This window comes from Streptococcus mitis (assembly GCF_902159415.1).
GTDB lineage: Bacteria > Bacillota > Bacilli > Lactobacillales > Streptococcaceae > Streptococcus > Streptococcus mitis_BG.
Genome location: NZ_CABGJU010000001.1, coordinates 840,845 through 867,292 on the forward strand (window position 1 = coordinate 840,845; position 26,448 = coordinate 867,292).

The window sequence follows — 26,448 nt, forward strand, 5'->3', positions numbered from 1 at the left end:
AGCCTCTAATTCATAGTCTTTAAATTCTCTAAAATAGTTTCCTTGTCCATAAAGCCTGGTTGAGTCTTCACCAATTTGCCTTCTTTATCAATAAATGCCTGAGTCGGATAAGAACGAACTCCGTAACTCGCTAAAAGTTGTCCCGAAGGGTCTAGCAATACTGGTAAAGCTTTATAGTCCAAACCCTGATACCATTTTTTAAAGGCTTCTTCTGACTGCTCCCCTTTTTGACCCGGAGAAACAACTGTCAAAACGACAAAGTCATCGCCAGCTTCTTTTGCCAGTTCATCTGTATCAGGCAGACTAGCTAGACAAATAGAGCACCATGAAGCCCAAAATTTGAGATAGACCTTTTTGCCTTTATAATCTGATAGGCGATACGTTTTACCATCAACTCCCGTAAGCTCAAAGTCTGGAACTTCTTCTCCTTTTTTTGCTACCTGAGAACTAACTTGCGCATTTTTGTCTCCATTTTGTTTATCAGCCTCTCTCGTCGTCTGGTTGTTACAAGCCGATAGACAGACCAGACTAGCACAGACCAATACAGTTGCTTGCCATTTTTTCATTTTCATCACCTTTCTCACTCACCATATGAATATAGATATTGTATTATAGCTCTATTATATACCTATCACCCTAAAAATACTTGAAATCTGTTTGGAAAATAAGGCATTTTTTGTGACACAAAAAACTCCCACCTGCTATGCAGGTGAGAGTCAATTGATTATTTAAAGATAGAAGTTTTAAAGCTATCTGTTTGTTGAAGAAGTTTCTTAAAGAGTTTTTCTTTAAGTGATACGGTGTTATCAAATTTGACAGATCCGTTACTTAGAGTGGTCTTATCTTTATCAACTGCTTCAGCAAATGCTCGTTTCAAGTCTTCATAACTATTGTATGTTTTACCATCGATTTCAATAGACTGAATCCCTTTTTTAGCGTTATTCACTACTTCTTCGAAGTAAGCTTTCTTCCAATCTTCGAGATTGTTGAATTTTCCTTCAGAAATCTTGTTAATGATGAAGTCATCACCTAGAGTATCTTTACCAGCTTTTTTAGATTCAGCTTTTAGCATGTTAGAAGCATAGTTTAGGAAACCTTTTTCGTAGCCATAGTAACCCCAGATTCTAAAAGTATTATGTTTGAATGACATAGCTCCAGGAGCACCTTCACTGGTATTTCCACCATAGATACCCGTCATCATCGGTACAGTAACATAGGCTGAACCAAAGTCGGATGGATTATAGACTCCATTTCCAGGTCCACGATTAGTCATAAAGTTGTTGGTAATGAGGTCATTTACTGTATGCAAAGGAATAGTCTTTTCATCATCACTTAAAGGTCGAACCTTATCGAATTGATTCTTTGTATTGTTTCCTCGGTACTGTTTGTCTACTTTCTTGAACCAAGCGTTGTTTAAATCTTGGCTTGCTTTATTGAGGACAGCTTCTCCTTCAAGATAATCTAGAAGCATGAGAGTGTCATTATAGCCCTTCATGTAACGATCAATTTCGTCACGTGATTTAAGGTTATTTGGATTAGTGTTATACCATTGATTTCCATCATTTGGACGTTCATAAGCCATGTTGAGGCCTAGGGCTTTGTACTCACCATTTGGATTTGATACTGACGGAGTTTGTAACATTCCTTGAGCAAATGCTTCAAGATCTGTTCCTTCACGGTGTCTTGAGCCACCTAGATAAACCATTCGATCATTTACGTGAGTTGTTTCATGGGTAAAGGCAGATACCCCAAAATCACTAATCATGTCCGTCACCATAAAGAAGACAGAATCATCCTTATATGGATTCGCATAAACGCGAGCCACAGCTCCCATACGCCAATCAGTCGCATGGTAACGGTCTGTAGGTCCATACAATTCACGGATAGGCGCCACATCTTTACCACTATTTGTATGGCCATAACGGTCAGTACTGATGCCTTTATAATTCTGGTTGTCCAGTACAGGTGTTGGAACCATATTATTGCTCTTCAAGAGCTGATTACGTACTTTATCTAGAGATAAACGTGACCAGAAATCTAGGTAATTCTGTTGTCCTTTAGCAACCTTATCAATTTCAGCTTTGAAGGCATTACGCTCTGCTTCAGTATTCTTACCATATTTTTCAAATGAACTGTAGGCCATAGTATTATATGTTGAAATCAAGAACATATGGGCATCTTTTAAGTTCAAGAGTGGTAAAATCATCTTGCCATGCATATCGTTATTTAAGCCTTCGTAAGCTCTATGTTTCTTATCAGCAAAATCAGGATTTGTTGTTTTTGGTTCCACGATATAGACATTATCTTTAGTTGCTTTTATAAACCAATCATTCAAGTCTGTATCTTTTGTGAAGAGTTCCATGTTATATTTCAGGAAGTCATTTAGGTTACCAGAAAGAGTATTTTTAGCAACTACTTCACGGAAAGCATCGTGTGTACGAGTTCCTTTGACATAATCTTCTTTTGAACCAATTTCAATCAAACGGTCTAATACACTTACATTCTTACCATAGAAGTCTGGCTTGAACAACATGAGTTGCTTGATATTGAAATCATCAAACTTCACTCCGTAATAACGGTTAAGGTAAGACAAACCAAGAAGAACCGCTGCCTTGTTATCATCAATTTTCTTGATTAAAGCACGTTTAGCAGCTTCATCTGTGTTTAATTGATGATCCTCATTTTCAACCAACTGTTTCACAAATTTAGTAAGATTATCCTTAACTTCTTTGAAGGCTTCTTCAAGATAAAGGTTCTTAATAGCATTAACTTTGTTTGGACCAGTTCTACCAAGGTGCGTGTAGATTGGGTCAGATTGTAATTCCACAGGACTCAATTTTTCAACAATAGCATTGATGAGATCACTACGGTCCTTGTCAACCATATTCGGAGTATAAACAACTTCACCAAGTTCTGCAATACCGTACTCTTTCACTTGTTTCACTTTTGAATCTTTAGGTGAGATGGTAAAGATATCTTTTGTCTTATCTGCATAGTGGATCATAATATGATCAGCATCAGCTAATTCCGTCACAAAGATATTACCTTTCATAGCAGTTACAGACAATACTTCTTTAGTCAAGAGAGGACTTCCTGCAGCTAATTTATTACCTTGGTCTACAATCCACTCTTTATTATAGAAAGGTTGAAGTTTTGCAATATTACGGTAAGCTAGCTCACGAGTCGCATCATAACTATCAATTGCTTTGTACTGATCATCTTTGTTTAGACTATTATTGAGCTTGTCTTCAATCGGTTTGCTGCTGGTAAATTTATCAGCAGTGATTCCCATTGCTTCAATTTTCTTCTCGGCTTCTGCCAGAGAGATACTTGGGATTTTACGTGAATTGTTAAAGGATTTTTTGCCTTCACTCACGTCATCAACACTATAATTACGTTTGGTTCTTGAATATGTGAAGTAGTCATCAGCATCAATATCTGAGTGACCAAACACCATCTCACCCGTTTTGACTTTCATCATAGTGATGTTGTCTTCAATAGCACCTAAGGCCCAGTTGGTACCCAGCAATCCACCAGACTGAACAGCTTCTTTCAATTCGATAGAACCTTTAGCAACTGAATTTCTTAGGACCCCTTCTTTACCGACCGTGTAGTTATTAGCACCATTTTGAGATGAATAGACTAGTCCAGCAGCTTTTGCTTTATTACCTGTAATTTCAGCATCAACGTATGCTTTCTCAACAACACCCTTCCAGTTTTCACCAAGAATACCAGCTAAATAGCCTCCTCTATTGCCAGCAGCGTGAAGTTTACCGATAAAGGCGACATTACTTACTTTTCCACTACCATCAATCTTATTGATAATACCAGCTACATCATTGTTACCTACAACACTTCCTGTTACTTTGACATTTTCAATAGTTGCATTGTTTTTGATAACACCTGCGATTGGAGCTACTCGATCAACTCCAGGCATATCAATATTGACATTTTCCAGTAAGAGATCCTTAACAGAACCACCTTCAATGTTTCCAAATAATGGTCTAGTGATATTATGAATAGCAAATTTATTACCATCAGTACTTCCTAATGAACCTTTAAAGGCATTGGTTACATAAGATTTGCCAGCCGGTGGTACATTATTAGCATTCATATTACTACCAAGCTTAAAGGTACCAGTAGGATTTGCTTGCATAGCTTTCACAAGTTCATTAAAGTCGTAGTAGACATCACCTTCATGAGCTTTTGGCTTAGGTAAATAGTGTACATACTCTTCAGTGAAACGATTTTCTGCAGTACGTTGAATCAAATCAGGTGCTTTAGCAGTTACTTTGTAAAGTTTATTTCCATCTACAGTAACTTCTTCGATTTTATCAACAGCTAGTTTCGTAACCTTGTTATCGTAAGTCGTAACTTTTAAGTAGTAAGGCTTAACATTCGATGGTTTCTCGGACAAGAGACTACTATCGGTCTCATTACCTTGGTCATCAACACTGATTAAGCTTGTTTCCTTAATATTTTTGACTTCAACTTTTTTAAGGTCGATTCTCAATGGTTCTTCCTTAAGAACCTCTTCCTCGTCACCATTACCACGATCATACACCATAGTCGTCGCAAGTTTATAATCCTTGTAATAATCTAGATCAGCTAAAGCTGTTGCAAGATTAGACTCTGAAATAGCAAATGTCTTAATAACTTGATCGCCTTTTTTCAACACTGCTTGAATAGACTTGATAGTCACTCCATCTGGTTTTTTAAGGCTATAAGTTGCTTTTGCACTTCGATTCAATTCTTCTGTATCAACTTTAGTTAATGTTAAAGTAGGTTTTTCTAATTCCTTAGTACCTTTTTTGATAATATGGTCTTGTACCTGTTCAAGAACTTCTTCTGAAACAGTAGGGGCATCTGCTGTTTTCACACCCTTGATAGTCTTGTATACTTTGGTAATTTTCTTCTTACCATTCTTACCTACCTGAGCAACAGTTTCTGTTCCCTTGAGTAGACTAGAATCTTGTTCCATTATCGTTTTAAAAGGAACTTCTTCAACAGAAACTTCTTCGGTTTGACCTTCAATTGGTTTGGTTCCGCGACTGATTTTTTCAGCTATAGGAGCTTTAACAACTTCCGTACTAGTGCTGATAGCTTCGCCAACTTTCTCCCCATCTACAGTTTTGTAGACACGATGTATGAGTTGACTACCAGCTTCACCCTTTTGAACAACACTTTCTTCGTCTGTATAACGATTAGAATCCGATAGGTATTCTGTAGAGTATGGAATTGTAACAGACTCTGTTTCAGTCACAGTTGACTCAGTCACATTGTATTCTGGCAAGCTCGGTTGAATGAGAGGTTCACCTTCGTGTCCCTCTTCCTGAGTGCCCTTGGCTGTTACTTCTCCTGTATAGGCTGGAAGTTCCGGTTGGATTGGAGACTCTCCTTCATGGCCTTCTTCTTGGGTGCCCTTAGCTGTTACTTCATCTGTATAGGCTGGGAGTTCAGGTTGGATTAGGGATTCTCCTACATGACCTTCTTCTTGAGTACCCTTAGCTGTTACTTCTCCTGTATAGGCTGGTAATTCCGGTTGAATTGGAGACTCTCCGACATGACCTTCTTCTTGAGTGCCCTTGGCTGTACTATTCTCTGGTTGGGCTGGTAATTCAGGTTGGACTGGGGATTCACCAATAGGAGCTTCTTCTTGGGTTCTCTCTGTTGTTTCTTCACTTGTATGAACAGGAGGTTCTGGTTGAACGAGAGATTCGCTTCCTTGAGTTTCTCCCTGTGTTGCTGTAGTTGTAGTCTCTTCTCTGTAGGTTGGAAGCTCTGGTTGAACAAGTGATTCGCCTTCACGAGCTTCTTGTATCACTTTATCTGTAATCAAGTTATTGTCTTGATTATTTTCAGGCATTGAAACCTTCAAATCAGCTTCTTTGAAGTAACCAATGTAGTCATATCCATCAATTTGAATAACTCCGTTGGCTAAATCTTCTTGACTACAAGCAGAGATTGTTTGGTTATAAGATAAAAGAATTTGATTTTCAAAAGCTTGAATAGTCTGAGGAATGAAGTAGCTACCTCCAAGTGCACCAATAAAAAGAATACCTGCTATCTTATTAGGTCGCTTCTTAGAGAACACTAGTACAGCTAATGAAGCTGTTGCAAAACCAAGACCAACAAGACCTAGCTCTTTACTTCCAGTATTTGGTAAATGTTGTGTATGAACTTCTTTTTTTCTATAGACAAGATAAACAACATCATCTTGTTTTAAATCAGAAGGAAGTTCCTTATGAATAAGGCCTTTTTCAGCTTCTGTCAGTTCTTGCTCTGTTAAATAACGATAGTGTACCTGATTTGGCTCACAAACTTCATTAGCTGCTACTTGATCAAGCAAGAGGTTGTTAGCACCAAAAAGAACGGCTCCGATGACAGCAGAACCGACTCCAACAGAGAACTTTCTAATAGAATATTTTATAACCTTTTCAATATGTTTCTTTTCCATTTTACAATTTCCTAATATAATCTTGTGGGTATTGAGCACGCGCTCCTCCAATAAGCTTGGGACGACTAGCAAGTGCAGTTACATGAGCTTGACCAATCTCTTTCAAAATTGGTCGAATAGGCACCTGAACATGTTTGACATGCATGCCTATAGAAGTGTCACCAATATCTAGACCCGCATCTGCTTTTATAAATTCGACTTCAACTGGATCTTTCATATACCGAAAGGCCGCCAATTGTCCAGAACCTCCGGCATGTAATGTAGGTAGTACACTCACAATTTCGAGATTGTGTTTGATAGCAACCTCTCGTTCCACAACCAAGGCTCGATTGACATGTTCACATCCCTGAACTGCTAGGTGGATCCCTTTAGATGATAGGATGTTTAAAATCTTTTCGACAATTAGTTCCCCAATTTCTTGACTGGAGGCTTTTCCAATATGTCCTCCTATCACTTCACTAGAAGAAAGCCCTAAAACGAAGATAGAGCCTTCATGCAGACAAGCTTTAGCTAGTACATCCTCAAGGATTTCCTCTACCTCTCTTTGTATCCTTACTTGGTCCATAGTTCACCTCACTTACATCATTCTATCATACCGTTTTTTCAGCATTATAGCAAGATATGTGATGCAAATAAGATAACTTTCTAAAGCCTATAATGTATGCGTATTTTGACGACAATTTTTATCTCATTTCACCTTAATTCTTAAAGACTTTTCAGCTCTAATTATATCTAAAATATATGAGAAAATTAAAAAGCAGAGATCAGTCATTCTCTGCTTCTTTATTCTTATTATATTTTTTGTAGTCCTTGCACGGCATCATGGTTAATTAAGACTTGGCCATACTCCTGCAATACTGAACGACTTAAATCACTGTCATCAGCATACTCTCTCATTCGGGCTAATAGCCAGGCAGGGTATGGTTTAGGATGATTTTCAATATCTACTAAGATTGTTAAGTAATACTGATTATTCATCTTATAGAGTTCCGATGTTTCCATCTCAAAATTTACTGTCTTTGAGAAAGAGACTAAGCTTGTTAAATTGTCAAATTGGAGGATATAGTAGATGTAAGGTTCTTTAGTAGACTCTTCATGGATATCTGAAGCCTCCTCTACATCTTCTTCGTTTTCTTCCTCTTCTTTTTCAACCTGTTCCAAAGACTGAATAGCTTCAATATCATCTTTTGTTTTCTCTGCAAGAGTTTTTTCTAAAGTTTTCAAAAACTCATCTGGAGACATTTTTGATAATTCTTCCATATCCGGAAGATCTGCCAAATCCTCAAAATCCAAATTTTGGTCAATCTTAGACTTGGTCACAAAGACATCGACTTTGTCAGGTTTAGGAGTCACTCGAAAACTGAGCATCCCTGTATCCAAGAAACTGTCTGGCATCTCTAACTCATCCAAGATAGCATAAAAGAATTCTTCCGTTTTTTCTTGTGGAACAAGAAAATCCGCAATTTCCATTCCCCTATCCATCAAATCTTCTAAAGACATGGTGATTTTTAGTGTGGTATCACTGATTTGTTTCATTTTCATATCTAGTAACCTCATACTTTCAGTTCTATCTATTATACTAGATTTTAAAGATTTTTTCAAAAGAATGACGTTGGAATGTGATATAATACTAGTATCAATTTTTGAATTTAAGAAAGAAATTTTCATGAAAAATATAAAAGTTAATGCTTTGGCTAGCTTACTGGTCAATATTTTAAATATTGTTTTTCCCTTAATTACGAATCCTTATCTGACGCGGATTCTTAGTAAGTCGAATTACGGTTATTTCAACACTGCCAATACTTGGGCGAGTTTTATCATTCCCCTGGCTGCATTTGGAATCTACAATTACGGTATTCGAGCTATCAGTAAAGTAAAGGATGACAAAGACAGGATTAACTACGTTTTTTCTAAGTTATTCTATATTTCCCTGATTACTTCTATTCTGACAACTGCAATTTACTTCCTCTTTATTCATTTTGACACCAGTATTGTTAATCTAAAAATCCTATACTATATTCTAGGAATCCAAGCCCTCTTCCAATTTCTGAATATTGAGTGGATGAATGAAGCCTATGAGAATTATTCTTTTATCCTTTATAAAACACTGGTTATTCGTATAGGAATGTTAGTTGCAATCTTTGCCTTCGTTAAGTCACCTGATGATATTATTCCTTATGCCATAATCATGAGTGCAACAACCATTATCAACTACCTGCTCAGTTTCCTCTGGATTAAGCGAGAAGTTTCCTTTGTGAAAATTGAGTTCATAGACCTGCTCAAATCATCAAAACCACTTTTGACCATGCTTCTTCTAGCAAATGCTAATATGCTCTATACTTTGCTAGATCGTATGTTCATCACTAAAGGACCTGATGAGAATTATATTTCTTACTACACCATTGCTTCAAGTATTGTTATGCTAATTGCTAGCGTCCTAAGCGGAGCTATTAACGTTAGTATCCCTAGACTTGGTTATTATCTAGGAAAAAAAGATTATCAATCATATAAATATCTTGTTAACCAAGGAGCTTCTCTATTCTACTTCCTCATGATACCAACCAGTATTGGAATTATGATTCTAGGAACTTATGCTGCAGTAATCTACTCTTCAGAAAAATATATTGAAGCTGGTATCGTAACAAGTGTCTTTGCCTTTCGAACAATCATCTGGGCTATTGAATTAATCCTTGGAAAACAGATTATTTTTATCAATGATCACGAAAATCGTTTAACAGCCTTTTACTTTATTGGAGGTGGAGCTAATGTAATTCTTAACTCGCTTCTCCTTTTCAATAATATTTTTACTCCAGAATACTACATAGGTACAACAATTATTGCTGAAGCAATTGTAGTGTTGCTTGAAATTTATTTTATTCAGAAACACAAATTATTGGAATTAAAAGAAATTTTTACAACTCTGACTCGATATACAATCGTATCACTAGGTTTTATCCCTATTTATTATATTTTTAAAACCATCTTCCAAGTTCATAGTTACACAGTCAATGTGAATATGCTCAGTATGGTTTTATGCACAGTAATAACATGTGGCATTTATTACGGGTTCACACTCTTTGTTTTAAAAGACAAAACACTTCATTATGCACTCGATTTAGTGCGTGCCAAACTTAAAAGAGCATAAAGAAAAACACCTTTAATGGTGTTTTTCTTTATTTTAAATATCAGATAATATATAAGAACCAACTAATTTTTTTCTTCAGTTGTTTCTGATAATGGCTCTATAGCCTGATCTTTTTCATTTACGACAGAAGAGTTTGTCTCGGTATTGGTCTCATTTGTATCAACCTGAGTTGTTTCAGTGACTTTATCCCGTTTGTGTTCAACTTTCGTCTCTTTAGTCGTTTCATCAGATTTACTTGTTGTCCAAACTCCTTCTGCATTAACCTTGTAGCCATCAGGTGTTGTGCTATTTCTTAGAAGTGAACCATCTGCTTGGAAGTAATACCATTTACCATCAAGTTGTTTCCAGCCAGTCTGCATCGCCCCATTAGCATCAAAATAGTAAGTTTCATCATTTACTTTATGGATTCCTGTAGCCATCTGACCAGTTTCGGTATCAAGGTAGTACCAAAGTCCATTTTCTTTGAGCCAACCTGTCTTCATCGCTCCACTATTTGTAAAGTATCTGTATGAGTCATCAAACCACTTCCAGCCTGTTTGCATAGCTCCACTTGCATTTAGATAATAGCGAGTACCTTCAATCTCTTGGAGGCCAGTTTGCATGATACCTTCTTTATCTAGATAGTACCAAAGCCCATTATCTTTAAGCCAACCTGTCTTCATAGCTCCACTGCTTGTGAAGTAGCTATAATGATTATCGAACCACTTCCAGCCTGTTTGCATGGATCCACTTGCATTTAGATAATAGCGAGTACCTTCAATCTCTTGGAGGCCAGTTTGCATGATACCTTCTTTATCTAGATAGTACCAAAGCCCATTATCTTTGAGCCAGCCTATCTTCATCGCTCCACTGCTTGTGAAGTAGCTATAATGATTATCGAACCACTTCCAGCCTGTTTGCATAGCTCCACTTGCATTTAGATAATAGCGAGTACCTTCGATTTCTTTTAGACCGGTTTGCATGATACCTTCTTTATCTAAATAATACCAAGTATCTTTATCCTTGATCCAGCCTGTTTTCATCGCTCCGGAACTTGCAAAATAGTTCCAATGTCCTTCAATCAAGGCCCAACCTGTTTGCATAACCCCCTTATTATCAAAGTAGTAGGTTACTCCATTGATTTCTTTTTTACCAACTATTTGTTTTCCTTCTTCATCAAAGTAGTACCAGTTTGATTCAATTTTTTTCCAACCAGAGCCTGTCTCATCTGTCTCTAAAGCTCCACTACTTGCAAAGAACATTTTCTTACCATTAACGACTTGTGAGCCAGTAAGCATTTTACCATCTTTATCAAATAGGTACTTTTTGCCTCCTATTTCAGCTAGCTGATCATAGCGTCTTGCACCATCTGATTGGATATAATACCATGCATCATCATGTTTGAACCATCCACCTGTCTGCATTTTACCATCATCGTTAAGGTAGTACCAATTTCCTTCGAGATTTACACTGCTATCTTTTAAATGCAACCAACGGCTAGTTTGTTTTTGTCCTTTTCCGTTAAAGAAGTATGTTGCTCCGTCGATTTCTTGCCAACCAATAGCCATTTGTCCATCTGAAAGACGATATTTCCAATATCCTCCTTCCTGATACCAATTCGCATCAACTTTAGGAATATCAGGGAAAGAATTTGAAACATTAGTGAAGCCTTGATTACTAATATCAAATACTGTTGCATCTTGTGTTTTGCTGGAAGCCCGGATAACCTGGATATTTTTCTCTTGAAGATAATCCTTTGTCGAAGCAAGGTTGATATCTCCTCCAGTAGTTTGGATAATCATGCTTGGAGAGAGATTGTCGATAAAAGCTTTAGTATTTGATATTTTCGCATCATAGTGGTGATTCCATTTCATCATGTCCACTTTTCCAATAACTGGACCTAACTTATCCTCAGCCCCTTCAGCGTTATCTAAGTCTCCTCCTAGATAAATCTTCTTCCCTGCAACTGTGACAACTGCAACGATTGAATTGGAGTTATCATCAAGAACTTTTTTAAGTTTCCCATCTGGTCCATATTCATTTTTATAATTATAGAGTTGGATATCCATGTTTCCTAACTTGAAATGGCTATCCTCATCCTTAATATCTTGAATAAGAGTTACACCTTTATTCTGTGCTGCACGGAGGGCATTATCGTAATTAAATAAATTATCCCACAATCCCCAACTACTTGTGATTCGTTCATCAGCATATTTTTTCAGATAGAATCTATCCACCTGATAGCGACTAAGAACTTCATCAGCAGCTCCAATATGGTCGCTATGGACATGAGTTCCTAGGATGAAATCTAATTTTTTAACTCCAACTTGGTTCAAGTGACGAATTAAACGATCTTCCAATACTTGATAATTTCTCATGGAAATTCCCCAGCGATTTGGGTATCGTGTATCAGTTCCATCAGGAAAATCGTAATCTTCTCCCATATCAATCAGAGCGTAATGGCCATTACTTTCTAATAATATAGCATCACTTCCTGACTTAGCTTTAGTATTGATAAAGTGAATTCGATCTCCTGATCCAGTTGAAATAGTATCTGCCTTAACCAGTATAGACTGGTTTGCTAATAGGGTTAACAGTAGACTACTACATAAAAGTGACTTTTTTATCTTTTTCATAATAAGCACATCTTTCTTAATTATATTACTATTATTAAAATGCTTTAGTTATCAATCCAATAATTCTTTTCATTCCCTGGTGTCTGTTGGTCAACAGGGGGTGGAGTCATATAATCTTCACCAAATTCATAGACAAGAACTTCATGGTATCTTCTTGGTACCTTTAGGATTAGATTTTCATATGCCATATCAATTGTATCATACAACCATTCTTTTTTAATACCAGCTGGATAGTATGAGTCATACGTTGAACAAACTAAGTCAGTAGAGTTTTCAACACTGTATTTTAAGGCAAGTTGTTCTAGCTTTTGATTCCAGGATTGAGGAGAAGTAAATCTGAATATTGCTGACGCAATATAACGAGGAAGATTTTTAATCCCTCCGTTTTCGTATTTGATCCCCTTAAAGTTTAAAGATGATAGACGAATTAATTGTTTATAGAGTTTCATTTTCTTACGATCTTGCTCATCTGTAACAAGACCATCATACGGGAAGACATCTACACAAGTTCCAAGCACAACACTTGGATCTAAAAGGTTCGAATCTCTCCGTGTTCGAATATCGTAAACACGCATATAACTATATGGATATCCCTTGGTTTCTCTAAAAGAAATCAGCTTATAGTATGGATGGTTATCATTTTTCAGAACTTCATATAACTTTTCAAATTCATCTCTAGCTAAAGAAATGTCTGTATCATCATCCCAAGGGATAAAACCTTTATGACGAACTGCACCTAATAAAGTGCCAAAATCGATAAAATATTTGATATCATGTTTTTCACAAACTTGGTGTAAGTATTCTAGAATTCCAAGCTCAATTTGCTTAATTTCTTCAAGGCTTAAGATTTTTTCTGACATTATTTGTCACTCCTAATCTTTACTTCTTTGTTTAAATAATAATCTATTGGTTTTCAGTAATCTTCCACAATTTGAAGTCATGATGCGAAACTTGTTGCTCAACTGGTGGTAACAGCATGTAATCTCCATAATCTGAAGTTAGAATTTCATGATAATGTTTTGGAATCATAAATTCCTTACCTTCAAAGCTACCATTTTCAACTTGTTCTACCCACTCACGTTTCCAAACTGGTTTATTCATATCTTTATAGATAACATAGTCTACAAGTTCATAATCTTCTACTTTTCTAGATTTTGCTAATTCATCAATCTGAGAAACATACTTATTTGTGTTAGTGAAATAAAAGATGATTACAGAAATATAGCGGATAATTGAATTTACTACACTTTTAGTATTCGTAATTCCTTTGAATGTGTAACAACTTAATTGACGTTTTTTAATAATCTTGGTCATTTTATCTTTAAATGCCTGATCATCTTCATACCCATCTACAGGGAAAATATCGATATAAATCCCCATATCTGAATCAATTCGAACATCTTCTTCTACCAAGTAGGTATGATTATCTTGAACTTTCATAAATGGATAGACATAATTGACATTATTTTTATAAGACATTAATTCATATCTCTCGTCTGGATGTGCAATCATATAATCTTGAAGCTTTTCATAATCATCACGAAGCATACAAATATCCATGTCATCGTCCCAAGGAATAAAGCCTTTATGACGAACGGCCCCAATTAAACTACCATAGGACAAGAAGTATTTGACACCAATTTTATGACACACTTCATGGATATACTCCATGATTCCTAACTCCATTTGTTGAATTTCAGAAATATCAGTTACTTCTTTGTAACGAATATTTTTTTCTTTCTCACAAATCATTAGACCATATCCTACAACTAACCAAAAAATGATGTTGATGAAGTTGGTCGAATACATAATTTGGCTCTCAAACAACTGACCAAATAAAATTCCAAAGAATAGAATCATAATCAGTTTTTCACTATTTTTCTTTGATTTAACTAAGTAAGAAACAAAGCGGAAACCTACATGAGCAATGATGAGTATGAAAGAAATAAGACCCAAGAATCCGGAACTCACAAAAATCGTAACAAAGATATTGTGGAAATTACCTCCAATAAGTGAGTTTTCAATTTCAAATTTACTAAAATATTTTGTGTAATAATCTGATACGTTTCGAACACCATAACCAAATAGAGGTTTTGCACTTCCCATTTTGATTGCATTTTTCCAAATATATGTACGTCCACTTGGAGTTGTTTCAATCAAGTGAAGTTCCCCATTTTTCTTAGCAACATCCGAATCAGTTTCAGAATAAGATTCACCTTTATCCAAATCAATTACGGTTGCTTTTGCAGCCGAAATATAAACAGAAGTGACATAGCTTATTCCGATGTTTGCACCTGTGAATAGTAAGGACGCTACTAGAAAAGTGACCCACTTTTTAACAAGATTACCTCTGGTCACAAAAAGACAATACATACCGAGCATTAGTATAACAGATAAGAAAGCTCCTCTACTCTGCATAGTTGCAAAATAAACTAACTGAATGACATTATTAATTTTAAGATAAACAGAGTATTTGCTTCCCTTATGAATTAAATACATAGCAAAAACGATACTAATGTATGAGAAAATCGCACTGGCGTTAGGGTTAACAAGTCCCCATAATCGGCCATTCATTACTCCGTAATAATAAGAGTTCTCTCCAATCTGAAATAGAATTAAAACTCTTGAAAGTAATAAAGCAAAAGCAAATATAGCCGAAGCAAATGAGACAATCTGTATGGTTCCTGCAATCATACCTAATAACTTCCTTAGCTGATCAGGTTTTACCATGGTAAATAATAAAACATAAGTCAGCATAAAGAAGATTTCAACCATATTTCCGAGCAGGTGTCCAGAACGATTAATGAGTGCCGATAAAAAGTGACTGCCTACTAAAAGACCAAATAGGGTAAGAAACTTCTTATCTATCTCCGTTCGTTTCCAATTTAAAAATAAAGTTAAACAAATAGAAAGAACAACAATAGCTGAAAGTCCTTTATAGATAGGATTAGTTACTTTATAAATTAACGAACTCATACTTAAAATCGAAATGAAAACAAAAAGATATGAAATCCACAGTTTTGATTTTTCAAAGCATTCATTCATTTTTGAAAAATTCATCTTCAACTCCTTTAATGACATTATTTATTCAAGCCCACAATTTGTCTATAAATCCATGGAGAAATTCTCAGGGACAAAATGGCTATTTTTCGAAAACTAGTAAAATAAGGATCTCTCAATATTTCCGAGATATGACTAAGTATCCACTTTCTCAATTGAGTTTTCTCTTTTTTATATTCTGTCGAATCTGTGAAGATTATTTTATCGTACACTGTAATATAAGACCAAGATTCTCTATTTACTAATTCTGGTTTTAATTGAGGAAAACATTGATAAACTTTAGGAATAATGATTTTATATACTTCTATAGTATCAAAAACATGACTATTCACAGATGTAGTTGCGCTTCCCTCTCTATGATCATAATAGTATATTGGTTTGTCTATAAAAACACTAGTACATTTTGTTTCAAGTATAACTTCTGTTAAGAACAAAGCATCTTCTGCTAAATGATAATCTGTACTAAATCTAAATTTTTCAATCAATTGCTTATTAAATAATTTTGCAACAGGAAAAAAAGAAGTTCGAGTAGTCATCAATAATTCTTTCATCGTTTGCTCAGCAGACCAAATTGACTCTTGACCTGAAAACTCTGGCAAATCTGTAACCAGGCCATTTTTTACATGATGTAATCGAGCAACTGAGAAACCAACAGAAGCATCTGATTTTACTGCACTTATTAAAGTTTCCAAGTAATCATTGGTAATAAAATCATCGCTATCAATAAAAGTTATCCATTCTCCTCTTGAGCGTTCAATTCCTAAATTTCTAGCGTTTGAAACACCCCTATTTTCAATATGGAATACTCTAATATTCTCATTTTTAGAAGCAAGCTGATCACACAAGTATCCACTAGTATCTGTTGAACCATCATTTATAAGTAGCAATTCAAAATTGGTATAAGTCTGCTTTAAAATCGACTCTACACAGCGTTCCAAATAAGCTTCCACATTATAGACTGGAACAATGATACTAATTTTTTCTTGCATTGTATTCTCCCATATATTCTCTATAACTCTTATCCATATCTGCTATGACAGCATCGTGGTGAGGGACTTGCTTTTCAGCCGGAGGTGGTGTCATATAATCACCAAAGGCAATGCTAAGATAAGCATCATAACCAACCGGAATAGGCATTTCTGTTCCTTCGAATGGTAGGAAAATGTTGTCTTCAAAAGCCTGAATTGGATATTTATTTTTCATATAGCCAGGGCCTGAACATAATTCTGTAATGCCATCACTTTCAGCTGGTCCATACTTGGTCATTTCTTTCTCAGCCTTTTTCCAGATACGATAGCGAAGTGATTTAGGAGTCAACCCTAGTAAAATGGTACTACCCCACTTCATGAGAGCTCCATGCTTTTCTGGAATGGTTTGTGCACAAAATAGAGAATAAATCAAAGCCCAACGAACCTGTTTCTTACGCTCTGCTGGATTTTTAGGGTAGTAATCCAAGGGAAGAACATCCAAGGCCAAGCCGTGAGGTAAATCCAAATCTTTCTGATATGGTTTGATACAAGTCGTTTCCTTATCTCTAATGGTAATGAAAAGATTGCGGTCAACGTAATCTTTACTACTCTTTGATAGGAAATAACGCTGATCAGCATAAATAGGCCACAACTCTGCTAACTTTTCATAATCCTCACGTGGCATAAAAAAATCTAAATCATCATCCCAAGGAATAAACCCCTTATTGCGCAAGGCTCCGATAGCACCTCCACCACACAAATAGCAGAGTAAATCATGTTCTTTACAAAATTCGACAAAATATTCAGCCATTTCCAGACTACGAGCCTGAATTGCCTTTAAATCACTCATCTATTTCATATCCTCTTCTGTAGAATGTTATCATTCTATTATACCATAAAAAGTGCCTATTATCTTATCCGTTCATAAGAAAAATCAAAGCCCAATCACCTATCATAATAGATGCATTAGCTTTGATTTTACTATATTTTTTATCTCAATCCCATTTGGGCCAATTTATTTTGGTAAGCTTTTTGGTCCACTCGAAGGGATTGACCGCCGTATACGTCAAAGTCGTCTACCCAGTCTCCAAGTTCTGGGACTGTCAATCTTTCAATACCATTCTGCGCCCCTTCAAGGACTGATAAACCGTTGGTCAATAAGAAGGTATATGGAAGGTTTGTAGAGGTCATGGCGAAAACTTTCCCGAGTGCTTCTGAGCCTGTGAAAAGTTTTGTAGGATCCTTAATCTGCTGCAAGACAGCTGTCATAACCTGTTGTTGTCTACGAGTACGGCCATAATCCCCTTCATCATCATCACGGAAACGTGCGTAGTTCAGAAGAGTCGAACCATTCATCTGTTGTTTTCCAACTCGAATGGTTTGAGTCGGTGACTCAGTTTCTGTTGCATGCAAGTCATCGCCTACAGTCGCTTCTGTCACAGGAACACCGTTTAGGGTTGAAAACTGAGCATCAATAGTAACACCATCAGGAAAAAGCGTATCAATTGCTGTCGCAAAGGCTTGGAAATCGACAAGGGCATAATATTTTATGTCTAGATCAAAATTATCCTTGAGCACCTTACGGACCATTTCAGCTCCTTGTTTACCTTCTTGTTCCCCTAATTCATAGGCCAAGTTTAATTTATGGTCGGTCTGTTTTTGACCATTGATGACTTGGCTATACCCATCAATATAGACCAAATTATCACGCATAAAGCTAACGAGCTTCAATTTTTTATCTTTGCCACTTACATTCAAAACCATAATGGAATCTGTCCGTGTTTCTGCACTATTCTGTCCAATACGGCCATCCGTACCCAAAATCAGAATATTAACCCCATCACGCGTATCTTGTCCATTGAAGACTTCAACCTGAGCAGCTTTGGCATCTTTGGGCCCACTTGAACTATTAGGGTTCGCCGATTGGTAGCCTTTTAAGAACATGACGATCATTCCTACTGCTACACAAAGCAATATCATCCCTAACCAAGCAAATAAGCGTTTAAAACGAAAACCTCTTTTTTTCTTTTGCTTCTTAGCTTTTGGAATCTTCGTTTCCAGTTGATCTCCACTACTACGGCGACTAGAACGACTACGATTAGCATAGGTTGGCAGGTCGATACCAGAGTCTGAAAGAAGTTGTTCTTTGGCTTCTGGATTGAAAACTTCTGCTGAATCTTTTTGACCTTCTAACTTGGCTTGTAAAAAGGCAAATTCTCTCTTTTCTTTCTCATTCAAATAATGAATGTTTTTCAAAAGATAGTCATATCTCAGTTTTTCATGATGTGTCAAAGGATTTTCTCTAGTCATAGATTCTCCTTTCCTTTATCCTGTATAGTATAAATAGGGTAAGTTCCCAAAATTTTATATTGGATTCCAATAGCTTCTAATTCTTCTCTTGCAAAATGGACTAAATCTTTATCTCTATAATCAACATCGATAATAAAGAAGTATTCACCAAGAGCAGTTTTAAGGGGGCGACTCTCAATCTTTGTCAAGTCTATTCCTCGCCAAGCGAAGGTAGAGAGCGCCTTATAAAGAGCGCCAGGTAAATTGTCTGGTAAGGTAACTGCCAGACTCATTTTTTCGGTTGAGAACTGCAAAGCCAGCTCCGGTAATTGTGCACCTAAGACCCAAAAACGAGTGAAATTAGCTTCCATCTCTTGGATATCTTCAGCAATCAATTCTAAACCATATTCATCAGCAGAATTTCTCGGGGCAATAGCTGCAAAAGGTTGATCTGGATGTTCTGCGACAAATCTAGCTGCATAAGCTGTACTTGCTGTTACTTCTAATTCAGCATTTGGAAAATGCTGGTCGATATATTTTTTTCCTTGTGCAAGTGCCTGCGGATGAGAAAATATTTTTTCGAAGGTTGAATGCCCAGAAACAGCCATTAACTGTTGTTGAATCGGTTGTACTATCTCTGCAACAGCCTGAATTTTCGCTTGATGATAGAGATAGTCTAAGGTCTCATGGACACTTCCTTCAATGGAATTTTCAACTGGGACAACAGAATAATCAACCAAGCCCTGTTCGTAAGCCTTGATGACATCTGTGATATTTGAAAATGGCTCTAGTTCCTCGTGGGGAAAAGCCGTTTGCACAACATGGTGCGAAAAAGATCCCTTGGGACCTAGATAGGCAATTTTCATCTCAGTTCCTCTATAATTTCTTCTGGACTTAATGTTGCTACATCTACAACCTGACTAGCCACTTCTTCATACCAAGCTTGTCTTTCTTTAAAAATCGCAGCCAAAGCCTCCTTGCTATTATTTAAAAATAGTGGGCGTTGATTTTCCTTATCACTCTCGATCCGTTGATAAAGAGTTTCAAAATCAGCTTTTAGGTAGATATTATCGGCATTTTTCTTCAGCAATTCTCGATTTCTCGAAGAAACAACCACTCCTCCACCAGTTGAAATGACTAAATCTGTTTTTAGCAAATCATCTAAAATTTCTGACTCCACCTTACGGAAGGCTGCTTCCCCTTTTACTTTAAAAAAATCGGCTATGGGCATTCCAATATCTTGCTCAATCACAACATCCATATCCACAAAATCAGGATCCAGTCCTCTAGCAACAGTAGATTTTCCTGCTCCCATAAATCCTAGCAATACTTTAGCCATGAATCAGAGTCTCCAAATCATTGAAAAAGCCTGGGTAGCTGGTATTGATAGCTTCTGCTCGGTCAAGTTCTACTTCTCCATCTGGGACTAAAAGAGCTGCAATAGCCGTCATCATCCCGATACGATGGTCACCAAAGGTATTGACTCTAGCTCCGTGAAGAGTAGACTGCCCCTTGATAATCATTCCATCCTCTGTAGGAGTGATGTCAGCACCCATGCTGTTTAAGGCATCTGCAACAACCTGAATACGGTCTGTCTCTTTGACTTTAAGTTCTTCAGCATCTTTTATAATCGTCACTCCCTCTGCTTGCGTTGCAAGGAGGGAAATAATAGGTAATTCATCTATCAGGCGTGGAATCAAGGAACCGCTAATTTCTATTCCTTTCAAGTCTGAGGTTTCAACAGTTAAGGTTGCTGATTTAGCAATTGGGTCTATTTCAGTAATCTCCAATCCTCCACCCATAGCTCCAATAACATCAAGAATCCCTGTGCGTGTTTCGTTGATGCCAACGTTCTTAAGTTCCACTCGAGAATTTGGTACAATCAAACCTGCTACCAACCAAAAAGCTGCACTAGAAATATCTCCTGGCACCACTATAGTTTGACCTGTTAATGTTTGTGGGCCATTAATTGTTATTTCCTTGCCATCTACAGTCAAGTCACCACCAAATTGACGCAGCATATCTTCTGTGTGATTACGTGTGCATTCTTTTTCAACAATGACTGATTGCCCTTGAGACTGCAAAGCTGCAAAAATCAAGGCTGACTTGACCTGGGCAGAGGCGATCGGTAATTCATAGTGGATTGGAGTTAAATGTTTAGTACCTCTCAAGTGTATAGGCGGTAAATCTCGCTCCGTTTGGCCCGAGATACTAACTCCCATTCTCTTCAACGGTAGGGTTACTCGGTCCATAGGGCGTTTTGAAAGACTATCATCACCAAACATCTCCACTTCAAACTCTGCACCAGCAAGAACACCCGAAATCAGACGAATAGAGGTGCCAGAATTCCCCATATCTAAAGCATTTTTAGGAGCTTTTAATCCCTCCATTCCAACACCCTGAATGGTAATGACACCATCTTTATCCTCAATCTCAACACCAAGGTCACGGAAAACTTGAATGGTCGAAAGGACATCTTCTCCTCGCAAAATATCATAAACCTTGGTCTGACCCTCAGCCAAACTTCCAAAAATAATCGAACGATGGCTAATAGATTTATCCCCTGGGACACGGATAGAACCCTTTAATTGGTTAATGTTTGTTTGTAGTTTCATCCTAGACCTCATACTTGCAAGAATTTTTTCTTATTTTATCATAAATAAACCAGAGATACCTTAAAATTTCCTGACTTTATGATAGTTAAAAATACTTTTTAATAAACTTTTTCCTTTTTGATTTATTTCAACCTAAAGATCTTTAATATCAATTTTTTTCATTTTCAATTTACCAGCTATCTGAAGAGCCACCACCATCAAATCCTCCGCCATCCCAATCATCAGAAGACCAAGATGAACTAGAACTACCAGTATCATATCTAGATGTAGAAGAATCTAATTTACCATAAGAACTTGACTGTACTCTTTGTGAAGCATAGTAGCTTTTTTTGAGCTCGGAAGTCCAAGAAGCATTCTTCACAAAATCTTTATCGTTTGGATAGAGTTTTCCCTTCCCATTATAAGAGTATTGAGAGCGGTTCAGCCTATCTAGTTGCTTTCTTTTAACTTCTGCGTAGTATGCTTCTATCAGTAATGTAGTCCAAGTATCATTAGGCAGAAAACCTTTTGAGTCTGGATAGAGTTTGTTATAGCCTGCGTAGTTATATTGAGACCTAATTAAACGCTTATTTTTTTTATAGTAAGATTTACGTTCTTCAGTCCACGTATCGTTAGGTACAAAGTCAGGAAAATCTGGATACAGCTTCCCCTTTCCCTCGTACTCATACTTAGAAAAGCGACATCTTTTTAAGTACCTGAACCACGTTACTAAACTTAGTAAAAAAAAGAACATTAGATAGAACAATATCGGAAACGGAATGTAATCGAAATACTTACTAAGCCCTTCATTATTTTTTAATAATTTTTCATCGATTTTTGGAAGCCAATTATTCTTATTCTCTTTCTTGTTTATGATTTCAGCTTTTCCAGATTCGGCTTTAGAGATACCTACTAGAATTCTGTTAAGAGCATCAGTGTATTTCCCTTCTTTCATGTAAGGCTTCGAATCATTTAGTAAAGAACTGGCCTTCGAGTCAGTAAGCCAAATTGCTGCTTTGTTGGATGTTTCAATACGAAACTTCCTATCCTTTATAGCAATAGCGATTAAAATTCCACTGTTGGAATCTTGTTTCCCAATTTTCCATTTGCGTGCAACCTCGTTGGCTACCTCTTCGATACTGGAACCGTTCAGGGTATCTACAATGTAAATACCTACTTGGGTTTCACTTCCAGCATTCATACTCTCTAACGTTTCTGCAACACTAGTGGTTAAATAACCATTAGGATCGTATATACCATTTAAAGGCCGATCGGGAACAACCATATTAGCCGCCACTAGCGGCATAAAAAAGAATAAAGGGATAATTAAGAGTAAAATTAACTTTTTCATAGGAGATCCCCCACAAGACTAATCAGTTAAATTGATTTCAGGGACAAACTTTGCATCTTTCTCTGTTCCAATTAACTCAGCTCTATAGTTAGAAACCTTCAAATTTGTTTTGCATTTTGATTATTAGTAAAGACAATCATTCCCACAGTCATTATTAAACAGACCAGGCTAATAATTCTAGCTTATATAGTAGTTATCGATAATAAAAATACGATTGAGAAAATACCGATAAATCATAAACAAAATAAGTTTTTTATTTTAGTAATTCTGAAATCGGTTCAAAAACAATTCGTTCAATATCTGATAGATAAATAGATAGTTGTTGTTGTTTGTTAAAGAAACTTGAAACTAGTTCGTTCCCTTCAATCTGCTTACTAATAGAATCCATTTTCCCTTGGAAAGACGCATCTGGCATTTGTCCCGTTTGAGCCATCATTTGAATTTCTTGTTGGAAGGCAATATAATCCTCGAAAATTTTATTAGCTTCTGCATCCGCTTGGATGGCATCTCTAGCTTCCTTAACGGCCTTGTATTCAGGCAACTCACGTAACCCGCGACTAAGTGCATTGGCACTATCATAAATGTTTGACATAATTGTCCTCCTTTATTTAATAACGACTGTGTAGTCCGTATTTTCTGTAATTAAGCGCTCAGCTCGTTCCAAGTCCTGAGCATTTTTAAATGAAATCTGCAGAATCCCATGAATATCTTCACGATTTTCTTCATTGATGTGAATATTAACCAGAGAAGTTCCTCTAAGTAATTCTAAGATGCGTAAAATCACATCTTCCTCATCGGGAATATCTACAAAAAGATCATAAGAACTATCAACTCCTCCACGTTTGTGAATTTCCATAGCCTGTCGTTGTTCACGCGCTTGATTGAAAAAATCCCAAATCTGGCCCTCGTCTTCATCCTTGATTGCCTGACCTATCTCATCCAAACGTCCCTTAAAATCCTCTATCCGCTCTATTATTGTCTCTCTATTGGACAAAAGAATAGAGGTCCACATACCTGGTTCACTCTCAGCAATTCGAGTCATATCTCTAAAACCACCCGCAGCAAAACGTCCAGCCAGCTCATGTTCTCGAGCATAAAGGGCCGTCTGCTCCATTAAACCAGAGGCCAATATGTGAGGAAAATGGCTTACTTGAGAGGTTACCTTGTCATGCTCCTCAGCGTCAATCTCGATAAAACGAACATGTAGACCTGAAAGTAGACTCTTCATTTCCTCGACCGTATCTGAAGTTGTCAGACTAGATGGAGTAAAGATATAGTAGGCATTTTCAAAGAGATTAACATCGGCTGAGGCAGCACCTGTCTTATGGCTCCCTGCCATGGGATGCCCACCGATAAATCTAACAGACTTCCCTGCAAAATTCTCCTCCGCTGCGTTCACAATAGCTGACTTGGTCGAGCCTGCGTCCGAGATAAGAACACCTTCTTTCAAGCCCAAACTTGCCAACTCCTGGATAAAAGCAATGGTTTGTTTGATAGGTAATGTCAGAATGATGATATCCGCTAAGGGAGCGAAACTGGCAAAGTCATCAGTCGCACGGTCAATCATTCCTCGCTCCAATGCAATATCTCTTGAAGGCTTGCTTCGATTGTATCCTAAAATTTCATAATCGGGATGATCTCGTTTAATTCCCAAAGCCATTGAGGCCCCTATCAAGCCAAGACCTACAATATAGATGGTTTTTGACATAGGAACTCCTTAAAAGTTCTTCGTGTATTCACGGTGTTTAACCACTGCCTCTTTTAACTCTTCTAGATTATCAGATGAGAATTTTTCTAGAATTTCCTGGGCTAAGACAGTTGCAACTACTGCTTCCATAACTACCCCAGCTGCAGGAAGAGCAGTAGGGTCACTTCTCTCTACTGTTGCTTTATAAGGCTCGTGAGTTTCAATATCGACACTCATCAAGGGCTTATAGAGAGTAGGGATTGGTTTCATAACCCCACGGACAACAATGGGCTGTCCATTAGTCATGCCACCTTCAAAACCTCCGAGATTATTGGTCCGACGTGTATAACCATCTTCTTTAGACCAGATAATTTCATCCATAACTTGGCTACCCTTGAGAGAACCTGCTTTAAAACCAAGTCCGAACTCAACGCCTTTAAAGGCATTGATAGAAACAACTGCTTGAGCTAGTCTAGCATCTAACTTTCGATCCCATTGAACATAGGAACCAAGACCAACTGGAACACCACCGACAACTGTTTCTACAACTCCACCAATGGTATCACCATCTCTTTTGATTTGGTCAATATAATCCTTGATTTCTTGCTCACGTTCTTGATTAACGATAGAAACTTCTGACTGGGCAGCTAGTTTCTTAATCTCTGCGACTGTTAAGTTTTCTGGAACATCAATTTCCTTACCACCAAAGACAACAACATGATTAGCAATGTCGATATCAAGCTCAGCCAAGAGGCGCTTGGCTACTGCTCCAACTGCTACCCGCATAGTTGTTTCACGGGCAGATGAGCGTTCCAAAGAATTCCTTAGGTCATCAAAACGGTATTTGATCCCACCAACTAAATCTGCGTGACCTGGGCGAGGATGAGTGATTTTTCGTTTGCTTTTAAGTCGGTCTTCGATATCCTCAGCAGACATGATATCCAGCCATTTTTGGTGGTCTTTATTAATGACATCCATGGTAATAGGAGCACCTGTCGTCTTACCATGGCGAACTCCAGAAGTAAAGACAACCTGATCGCTCTCGATTTTCATGCGTCCACCGCGACCGTAGCCACCTTGACGTCGCTTAAGATCCTCATTGATGTCCTCTGTAGTTAAAGGAAGACCAGCGGGAACTCCTTCTATAATAGCTGTTAGACGCGGTCCGTGTGATTCTCCTGCAGTTAAATATCGCATACCTTCTCCTTATTTTACCAAGTATTCTTTCATTTCTTCGAGAGAAACTGAGTGAATCGTCGCTGAACCAAGCTCAGGTACCAAAACTAACTTCATGGTATTCCCACGCGCTTTTTTGTCATGAGTCAAAGCCTGATAAAGCTTGTCAAGGTCCCAGTTTTTATACTCGATCGGCAATCCAAACTTCAGACACATTTCTCGGATAGACTGGGTGATACCCTCTGGCATAAGTCCTTTTTCTTCTGCTACCTTAGAGACCTGAACCATTCCCATAGCTACTGCCTCACCGTGCATGACATGTCCATAGCCAGCAGTTGCCTCAATAGCATGTCCGATTGTGTGACCAAAGTTTAGATAGAGACGAATGCCATTGTCCAATTCATCTTCAACTACCATCTTGCGCTTCACTTGGCAAGAATGCTCAATCAATCTCTCTGAATTTTCCAAAATGCTTTCCACAGAACCATCCATTTCTATCAGAAGATTCCATAGTTCTATATCCTCGATCAAGCCATACTTGATGACCTCACCCATTCCCTCAATCAATTCTCTTTTCCCCAAAGTCTCAAGGACAAGTGGATCAATCAAGACTCCATCTGGCTGGGCAAATGTTCCCACCATATTTTTTGCAAAGGAAGTGTTAACTCCTGTCTTACCACCAATAGAAGAATCAACCTGGGCTGTTAAACTAGTCGGAATTTGAACGAAATGAATCCCTCTCATATAGGTGGAGGCTACGAAGCCAGCTAAATCTCCAACAACTCCACCACCGAGGGCAACGATACCATCACTACGAGTTAAGCCTTGTTTAACTAAAAATTCGTAGACTTTCTGAACAGTTGTTAGGTTCTTTCTTTCTTCACCTTCTAAGAAGTCAAAAATCGCCACTTGAAAACCAGCAGCCTCAATACTGAGTTTTACTTTTTCTGCATAGAGAGAAGCCACACGGTTATCCGTTACGATAACAACTTTTTGTGGTTGCCAAAGTTCTCTCAACCATTTTCCTGCTTGAGATAGGCATCCTTTTTCAATCTGAATTTCATAAGGGTGATGCGGAATGTCAATTCTGATTTTCATTCTAGTGG

Annotated in this window: 19 protein-coding genes; 1 reads left to right on the forward strand and 18 read right to left on the reverse strand. The window is 37.4% G+C overall.

Translation table 11 applies throughout. The features are described 5' to 3' along the window. Nucleotides 1–5: 5 nt before the first annotated feature. The 4 genes from FN031_RS04455 to mecA form a co-directional block, all read right to left on the reverse strand. The gene (locus FN031_RS04455; protein ID WP_142557950.1) at nt 6–566 is read right to left on the reverse strand and encodes a TlpA family protein disulfide reductase; all 561 of its coding nucleotides are present in this window, start codon (nt 564–566) and stop codon (nt 6–8) included. Between the two features lie 158 nt (nt 567–724). Beyond that, nucleotides 725–6,457, reverse strand: coding sequence for a ZmpA/ZmpB/ZmpC family metallo-endopeptidase (locus FN031_RS04460; RefSeq protein ID WP_142557952.1), 5,733 nt, complete (start codon nt 6,455–6,457; stop codon nt 725–727). Nucleotide 6,458: 1 nt separating this feature from the next. Beyond that, nucleotides 6,459–7,022, reverse strand: coding sequence for a TIGR01440 family protein (locus FN031_RS04465; RefSeq protein WP_142557954.1), 564 nt, complete (start codon nt 7,020–7,022; stop codon nt 6,459–6,461). 227 nt (nt 7,023–7,249) lie between these two features. Beyond that, a complete protein-coding gene (mecA, locus tag FN031_RS04470; RefSeq protein ID WP_142557956.1) occupies nt 7,250–7,999 on the reverse strand; it encodes an adaptor protein MecA in 750 nt (249 codons plus the stop codon). A gap of 124 nt (nt 8,000–8,123) precedes the next feature. Between mecA and FN031_RS04475 the strand changes: the two genes are divergently transcribed. Beyond that, nucleotides 8,124–9,602 carry an oligosaccharide flippase family protein gene (locus FN031_RS04475; protein WP_142557958.1) on the forward strand — a complete coding sequence of 493 codons (1,479 nt, stop codon included), beginning with the start codon at nt 8,124–8,126 and terminating at the stop codon, nt 9,600–9,602. Between the two features lie 62 nt (nt 9,603–9,664). Here FN031_RS04475 and FN031_RS04480 read toward each other — a convergent pair whose 3' ends face one another. From FN031_RS04480 to aroB, 14 genes are all read right to left on the reverse strand, one after another. After that, a complete protein-coding gene (locus FN031_RS04480) occupies nt 9,665–12,217 on the reverse strand; it encodes an MBL fold metallo-hydrolase (RefSeq protein WP_142557960.1) in 2,553 nt (850 codons plus the stop codon). A 44-nt stretch (nt 12,218–12,261) separates the two neighbouring features. Next, complete coding sequence (locus tag FN031_RS04485; RefSeq protein WP_142557962.1) at nt 12,262–13,077, reverse strand: LicD family protein; 816 nt, start codon at nt 13,075–13,077, stop codon at nt 12,262–12,264. A 43-nt stretch (nt 13,078–13,120) separates the two neighbouring features. After that, complete coding sequence (locus FN031_RS04490) at nt 13,121–15,277, reverse strand: LicD family protein (RefSeq protein ID WP_142557964.1); 2,157 nt, start codon at nt 15,275–15,277, stop codon at nt 13,121–13,123. Between the two features lie 20 nt (nt 15,278–15,297). Beyond that, a complete protein-coding gene (locus FN031_RS04495; RefSeq protein WP_142557966.1) occupies nt 15,298–16,266 on the reverse strand; it encodes a glycosyltransferase family 2 protein in 969 nt (322 codons plus the stop codon). Further along, the gene (locus FN031_RS04500; RefSeq protein ID WP_142557968.1) at nt 16,250–17,095 is read right to left on the reverse strand and encodes a LicD family protein; all 846 of its coding nucleotides are present in this window, start codon (nt 17,093–17,095) and stop codon (nt 16,250–16,252) included. Before FN031_RS04500 ends, FN031_RS04495 begins: the two co-directional genes overlap by 17 nt. Nucleotides 17,096–17,235: 140 nt before the next feature. Then, nucleotides 17,236–18,555, reverse strand: a complete 1,320-nt coding sequence (locus FN031_RS04505) for an LCP family protein (RefSeq protein WP_142557970.1) — start codon at nt 18,553–18,555, stop codon at nt 17,236–17,238. After that, a complete protein-coding gene (gene pheA / locus FN031_RS04510) occupies nt 18,552–19,400 on the reverse strand; it encodes a prephenate dehydratase (protein WP_142557972.1) in 849 nt (282 codons plus the stop codon). The genes FN031_RS04505 and pheA overlap by 4 nt, the downstream gene beginning before the upstream one ends. Further along, nucleotides 19,397–19,873, reverse strand: coding sequence for a shikimate kinase (locus FN031_RS04515; RefSeq protein ID WP_142557974.1), 477 nt, complete (start codon nt 19,871–19,873; stop codon nt 19,397–19,399). Before FN031_RS04515 ends, pheA begins: the two co-directional genes overlap by 4 nt. After that, nucleotides 19,866–21,149: a 3-phosphoshikimate 1-carboxyvinyltransferase gene (gene aroA, locus FN031_RS04520; protein ID WP_142557976.1), complete on the reverse strand. Its 1,284-nt coding sequence runs from the start codon at nt 21,147–21,149 to the stop codon at nt 19,866–19,868. Before aroA ends, FN031_RS04515 begins: the two co-directional genes overlap by 8 nt. 169 nt (nt 21,150–21,318) lie before the next feature. Beyond that, entirely contained in the window at nt 21,319–22,479 is a 1,161-nt protein-coding gene (locus tag FN031_RS04525) for a TPM domain-containing protein (RefSeq protein ID WP_142557977.1), read from the reverse strand. 253 nt (nt 22,480–22,732) lie between these two features. Then, nucleotides 22,733–23,071 carry a YlbF/YmcA family competence regulator gene (locus FN031_RS04530; RefSeq protein ID WP_142557979.1) on the reverse strand — a complete coding sequence of 113 codons (339 nt, stop codon included), beginning with the start codon at nt 23,069–23,071 and terminating at the stop codon, nt 22,733–22,735. A 12-nt stretch (nt 23,072–23,083) separates the two neighbouring features. Next, complete coding sequence (locus tag FN031_RS04535) at nt 23,084–24,187, reverse strand: prephenate dehydrogenase (protein ID WP_142557981.1); 1,104 nt, start codon at nt 24,185–24,187, stop codon at nt 23,084–23,086. Nucleotides 24,188–24,196: 9 nt separating this feature from the next. Further along, a complete protein-coding gene (aroC, locus tag FN031_RS04540; protein ID WP_142557983.1) occupies nt 24,197–25,363 on the reverse strand; it encodes a chorismate synthase in 1,167 nt (388 codons plus the stop codon). Between the two features lie 9 nt (nt 25,364–25,372). Beyond that, nucleotides 25,373–26,440, reverse strand: a complete 1,068-nt coding sequence (gene aroB / locus FN031_RS04545) for a 3-dehydroquinate synthase (protein ID WP_142557985.1) — start codon at nt 26,438–26,440, stop codon at nt 25,373–25,375. Nucleotides 26,441–26,448 lie beyond the last annotated feature (8 nt).

What these genes read in the sequence shown, in the direction of transcription:
- FN031_RS04505 (WP_142557970.1), bottom strand. Translation starts at nt 18,555, where the DNA reads ATGACTAGAGAAAATCCTTTGACACATCATGAAAAACTGAGATATGAC.
- FN031_RS04525 (WP_142557977.1), bottom strand. Translation starts at nt 22,479, where the DNA reads ATGAAAAAGTTAATTTTACTCTTAATTATCCCTTTATTCTTTTTTATG.
- mecA (WP_142557956.1), bottom strand. Translation starts at nt 7,999, where the DNA reads ATGAAAATGAAACAAATCAGTGATACCACACTAAAAATCACCATGTCT.
- FN031_RS04535 (WP_142557981.1), bottom strand. Translation starts at nt 24,187, where the DNA reads ATGTCAAAAACCATCTATATTGTAGGTCTTGGCTTGATAGGGGCCTCA.
- aroA (WP_142557976.1), bottom strand. Translation starts at nt 21,149, where the DNA reads ATGAAACTACAAACAAACATTAACCAATTAAAGGGTTCTATCCGTGTC.
- FN031_RS04515 (WP_142557974.1), bottom strand. Translation starts at nt 19,873, where the DNA reads ATGGCTAAAGTATTGCTAGGATTTATGGGAGCAGGAAAATCTACTGTT.
- FN031_RS04455 (WP_142557950.1), bottom strand. Translation starts at nt 566, where the DNA reads ATGAAAAAATGGCAAGCAACTGTATTGGTCTGTGCTAGTCTGGTCTGT.
- FN031_RS04460 (WP_142557952.1), bottom strand. Translation starts at nt 6,457, where the DNA reads ATGGAAAAGAAACATATTGAAAAGGTTATAAAATATTCTATTAGAAAG.
- FN031_RS04485 (WP_142557962.1), bottom strand. Translation starts at nt 13,077, where the DNA reads ATGTCAGAAAAAATCTTAAGCCTTGAAGAAATTAAGCAAATTGAGCTT.
- FN031_RS04530 (WP_142557979.1), bottom strand. Translation starts at nt 23,071, where the DNA reads ATGTCAAACATTTATGATAGTGCCAATGCACTTAGTCGCGGGTTACGT.
- aroC (WP_142557983.1), bottom strand. Translation starts at nt 25,363, where the DNA reads ATGCGATATTTAACTGCAGGAGAATCACACGGACCGCGTCTAACAGCT.
- FN031_RS04500 (WP_142557968.1), bottom strand. Translation starts at nt 17,095, where the DNA reads ATGAGTGATTTAAAGGCAATTCAGGCTCGTAGTCTGGAAATGGCTGAA.
- FN031_RS04465 (WP_142557954.1), bottom strand. Translation starts at nt 7,022, where the DNA reads ATGGACCAAGTAAGGATACAAAGAGAGGTAGAGGAAATCCTTGAGGAT.
- aroB (WP_142557985.1), bottom strand. Translation starts at nt 26,440, where the DNA reads ATGAAAATCAGAATTGACATTCCGCATCACCCTTATGAAATTCAGATT.
- FN031_RS04480 (WP_142557960.1), bottom strand. Translation starts at nt 12,217, where the DNA reads ATGAAAAAGATAAAAAAGTCACTTTTATGTAGTAGTCTACTGTTAACC.
- FN031_RS04490 (WP_142557964.1), bottom strand. Translation starts at nt 15,277, where the DNA reads ATGAATTTTTCAAAAATGAATGAATGCTTTGAAAAATCAAAACTGTGG.
- pheA (WP_142557972.1), bottom strand. Translation starts at nt 19,400, where the DNA reads ATGAAAATTGCCTATCTAGGTCCCAAGGGATCTTTTTCGCACCATGTT.
- FN031_RS04475 (WP_142557958.1), top strand. Translation starts at nt 8,124, where the DNA reads ATGAAAAATATAAAAGTTAATGCTTTGGCTAGCTTACTGGTCAATATT.
- FN031_RS04495 (WP_142557966.1), bottom strand. Translation starts at nt 16,266, where the DNA reads ATGCAAGAAAAAATTAGTATCATTGTTCCAGTCTATAATGTGGAAGCT.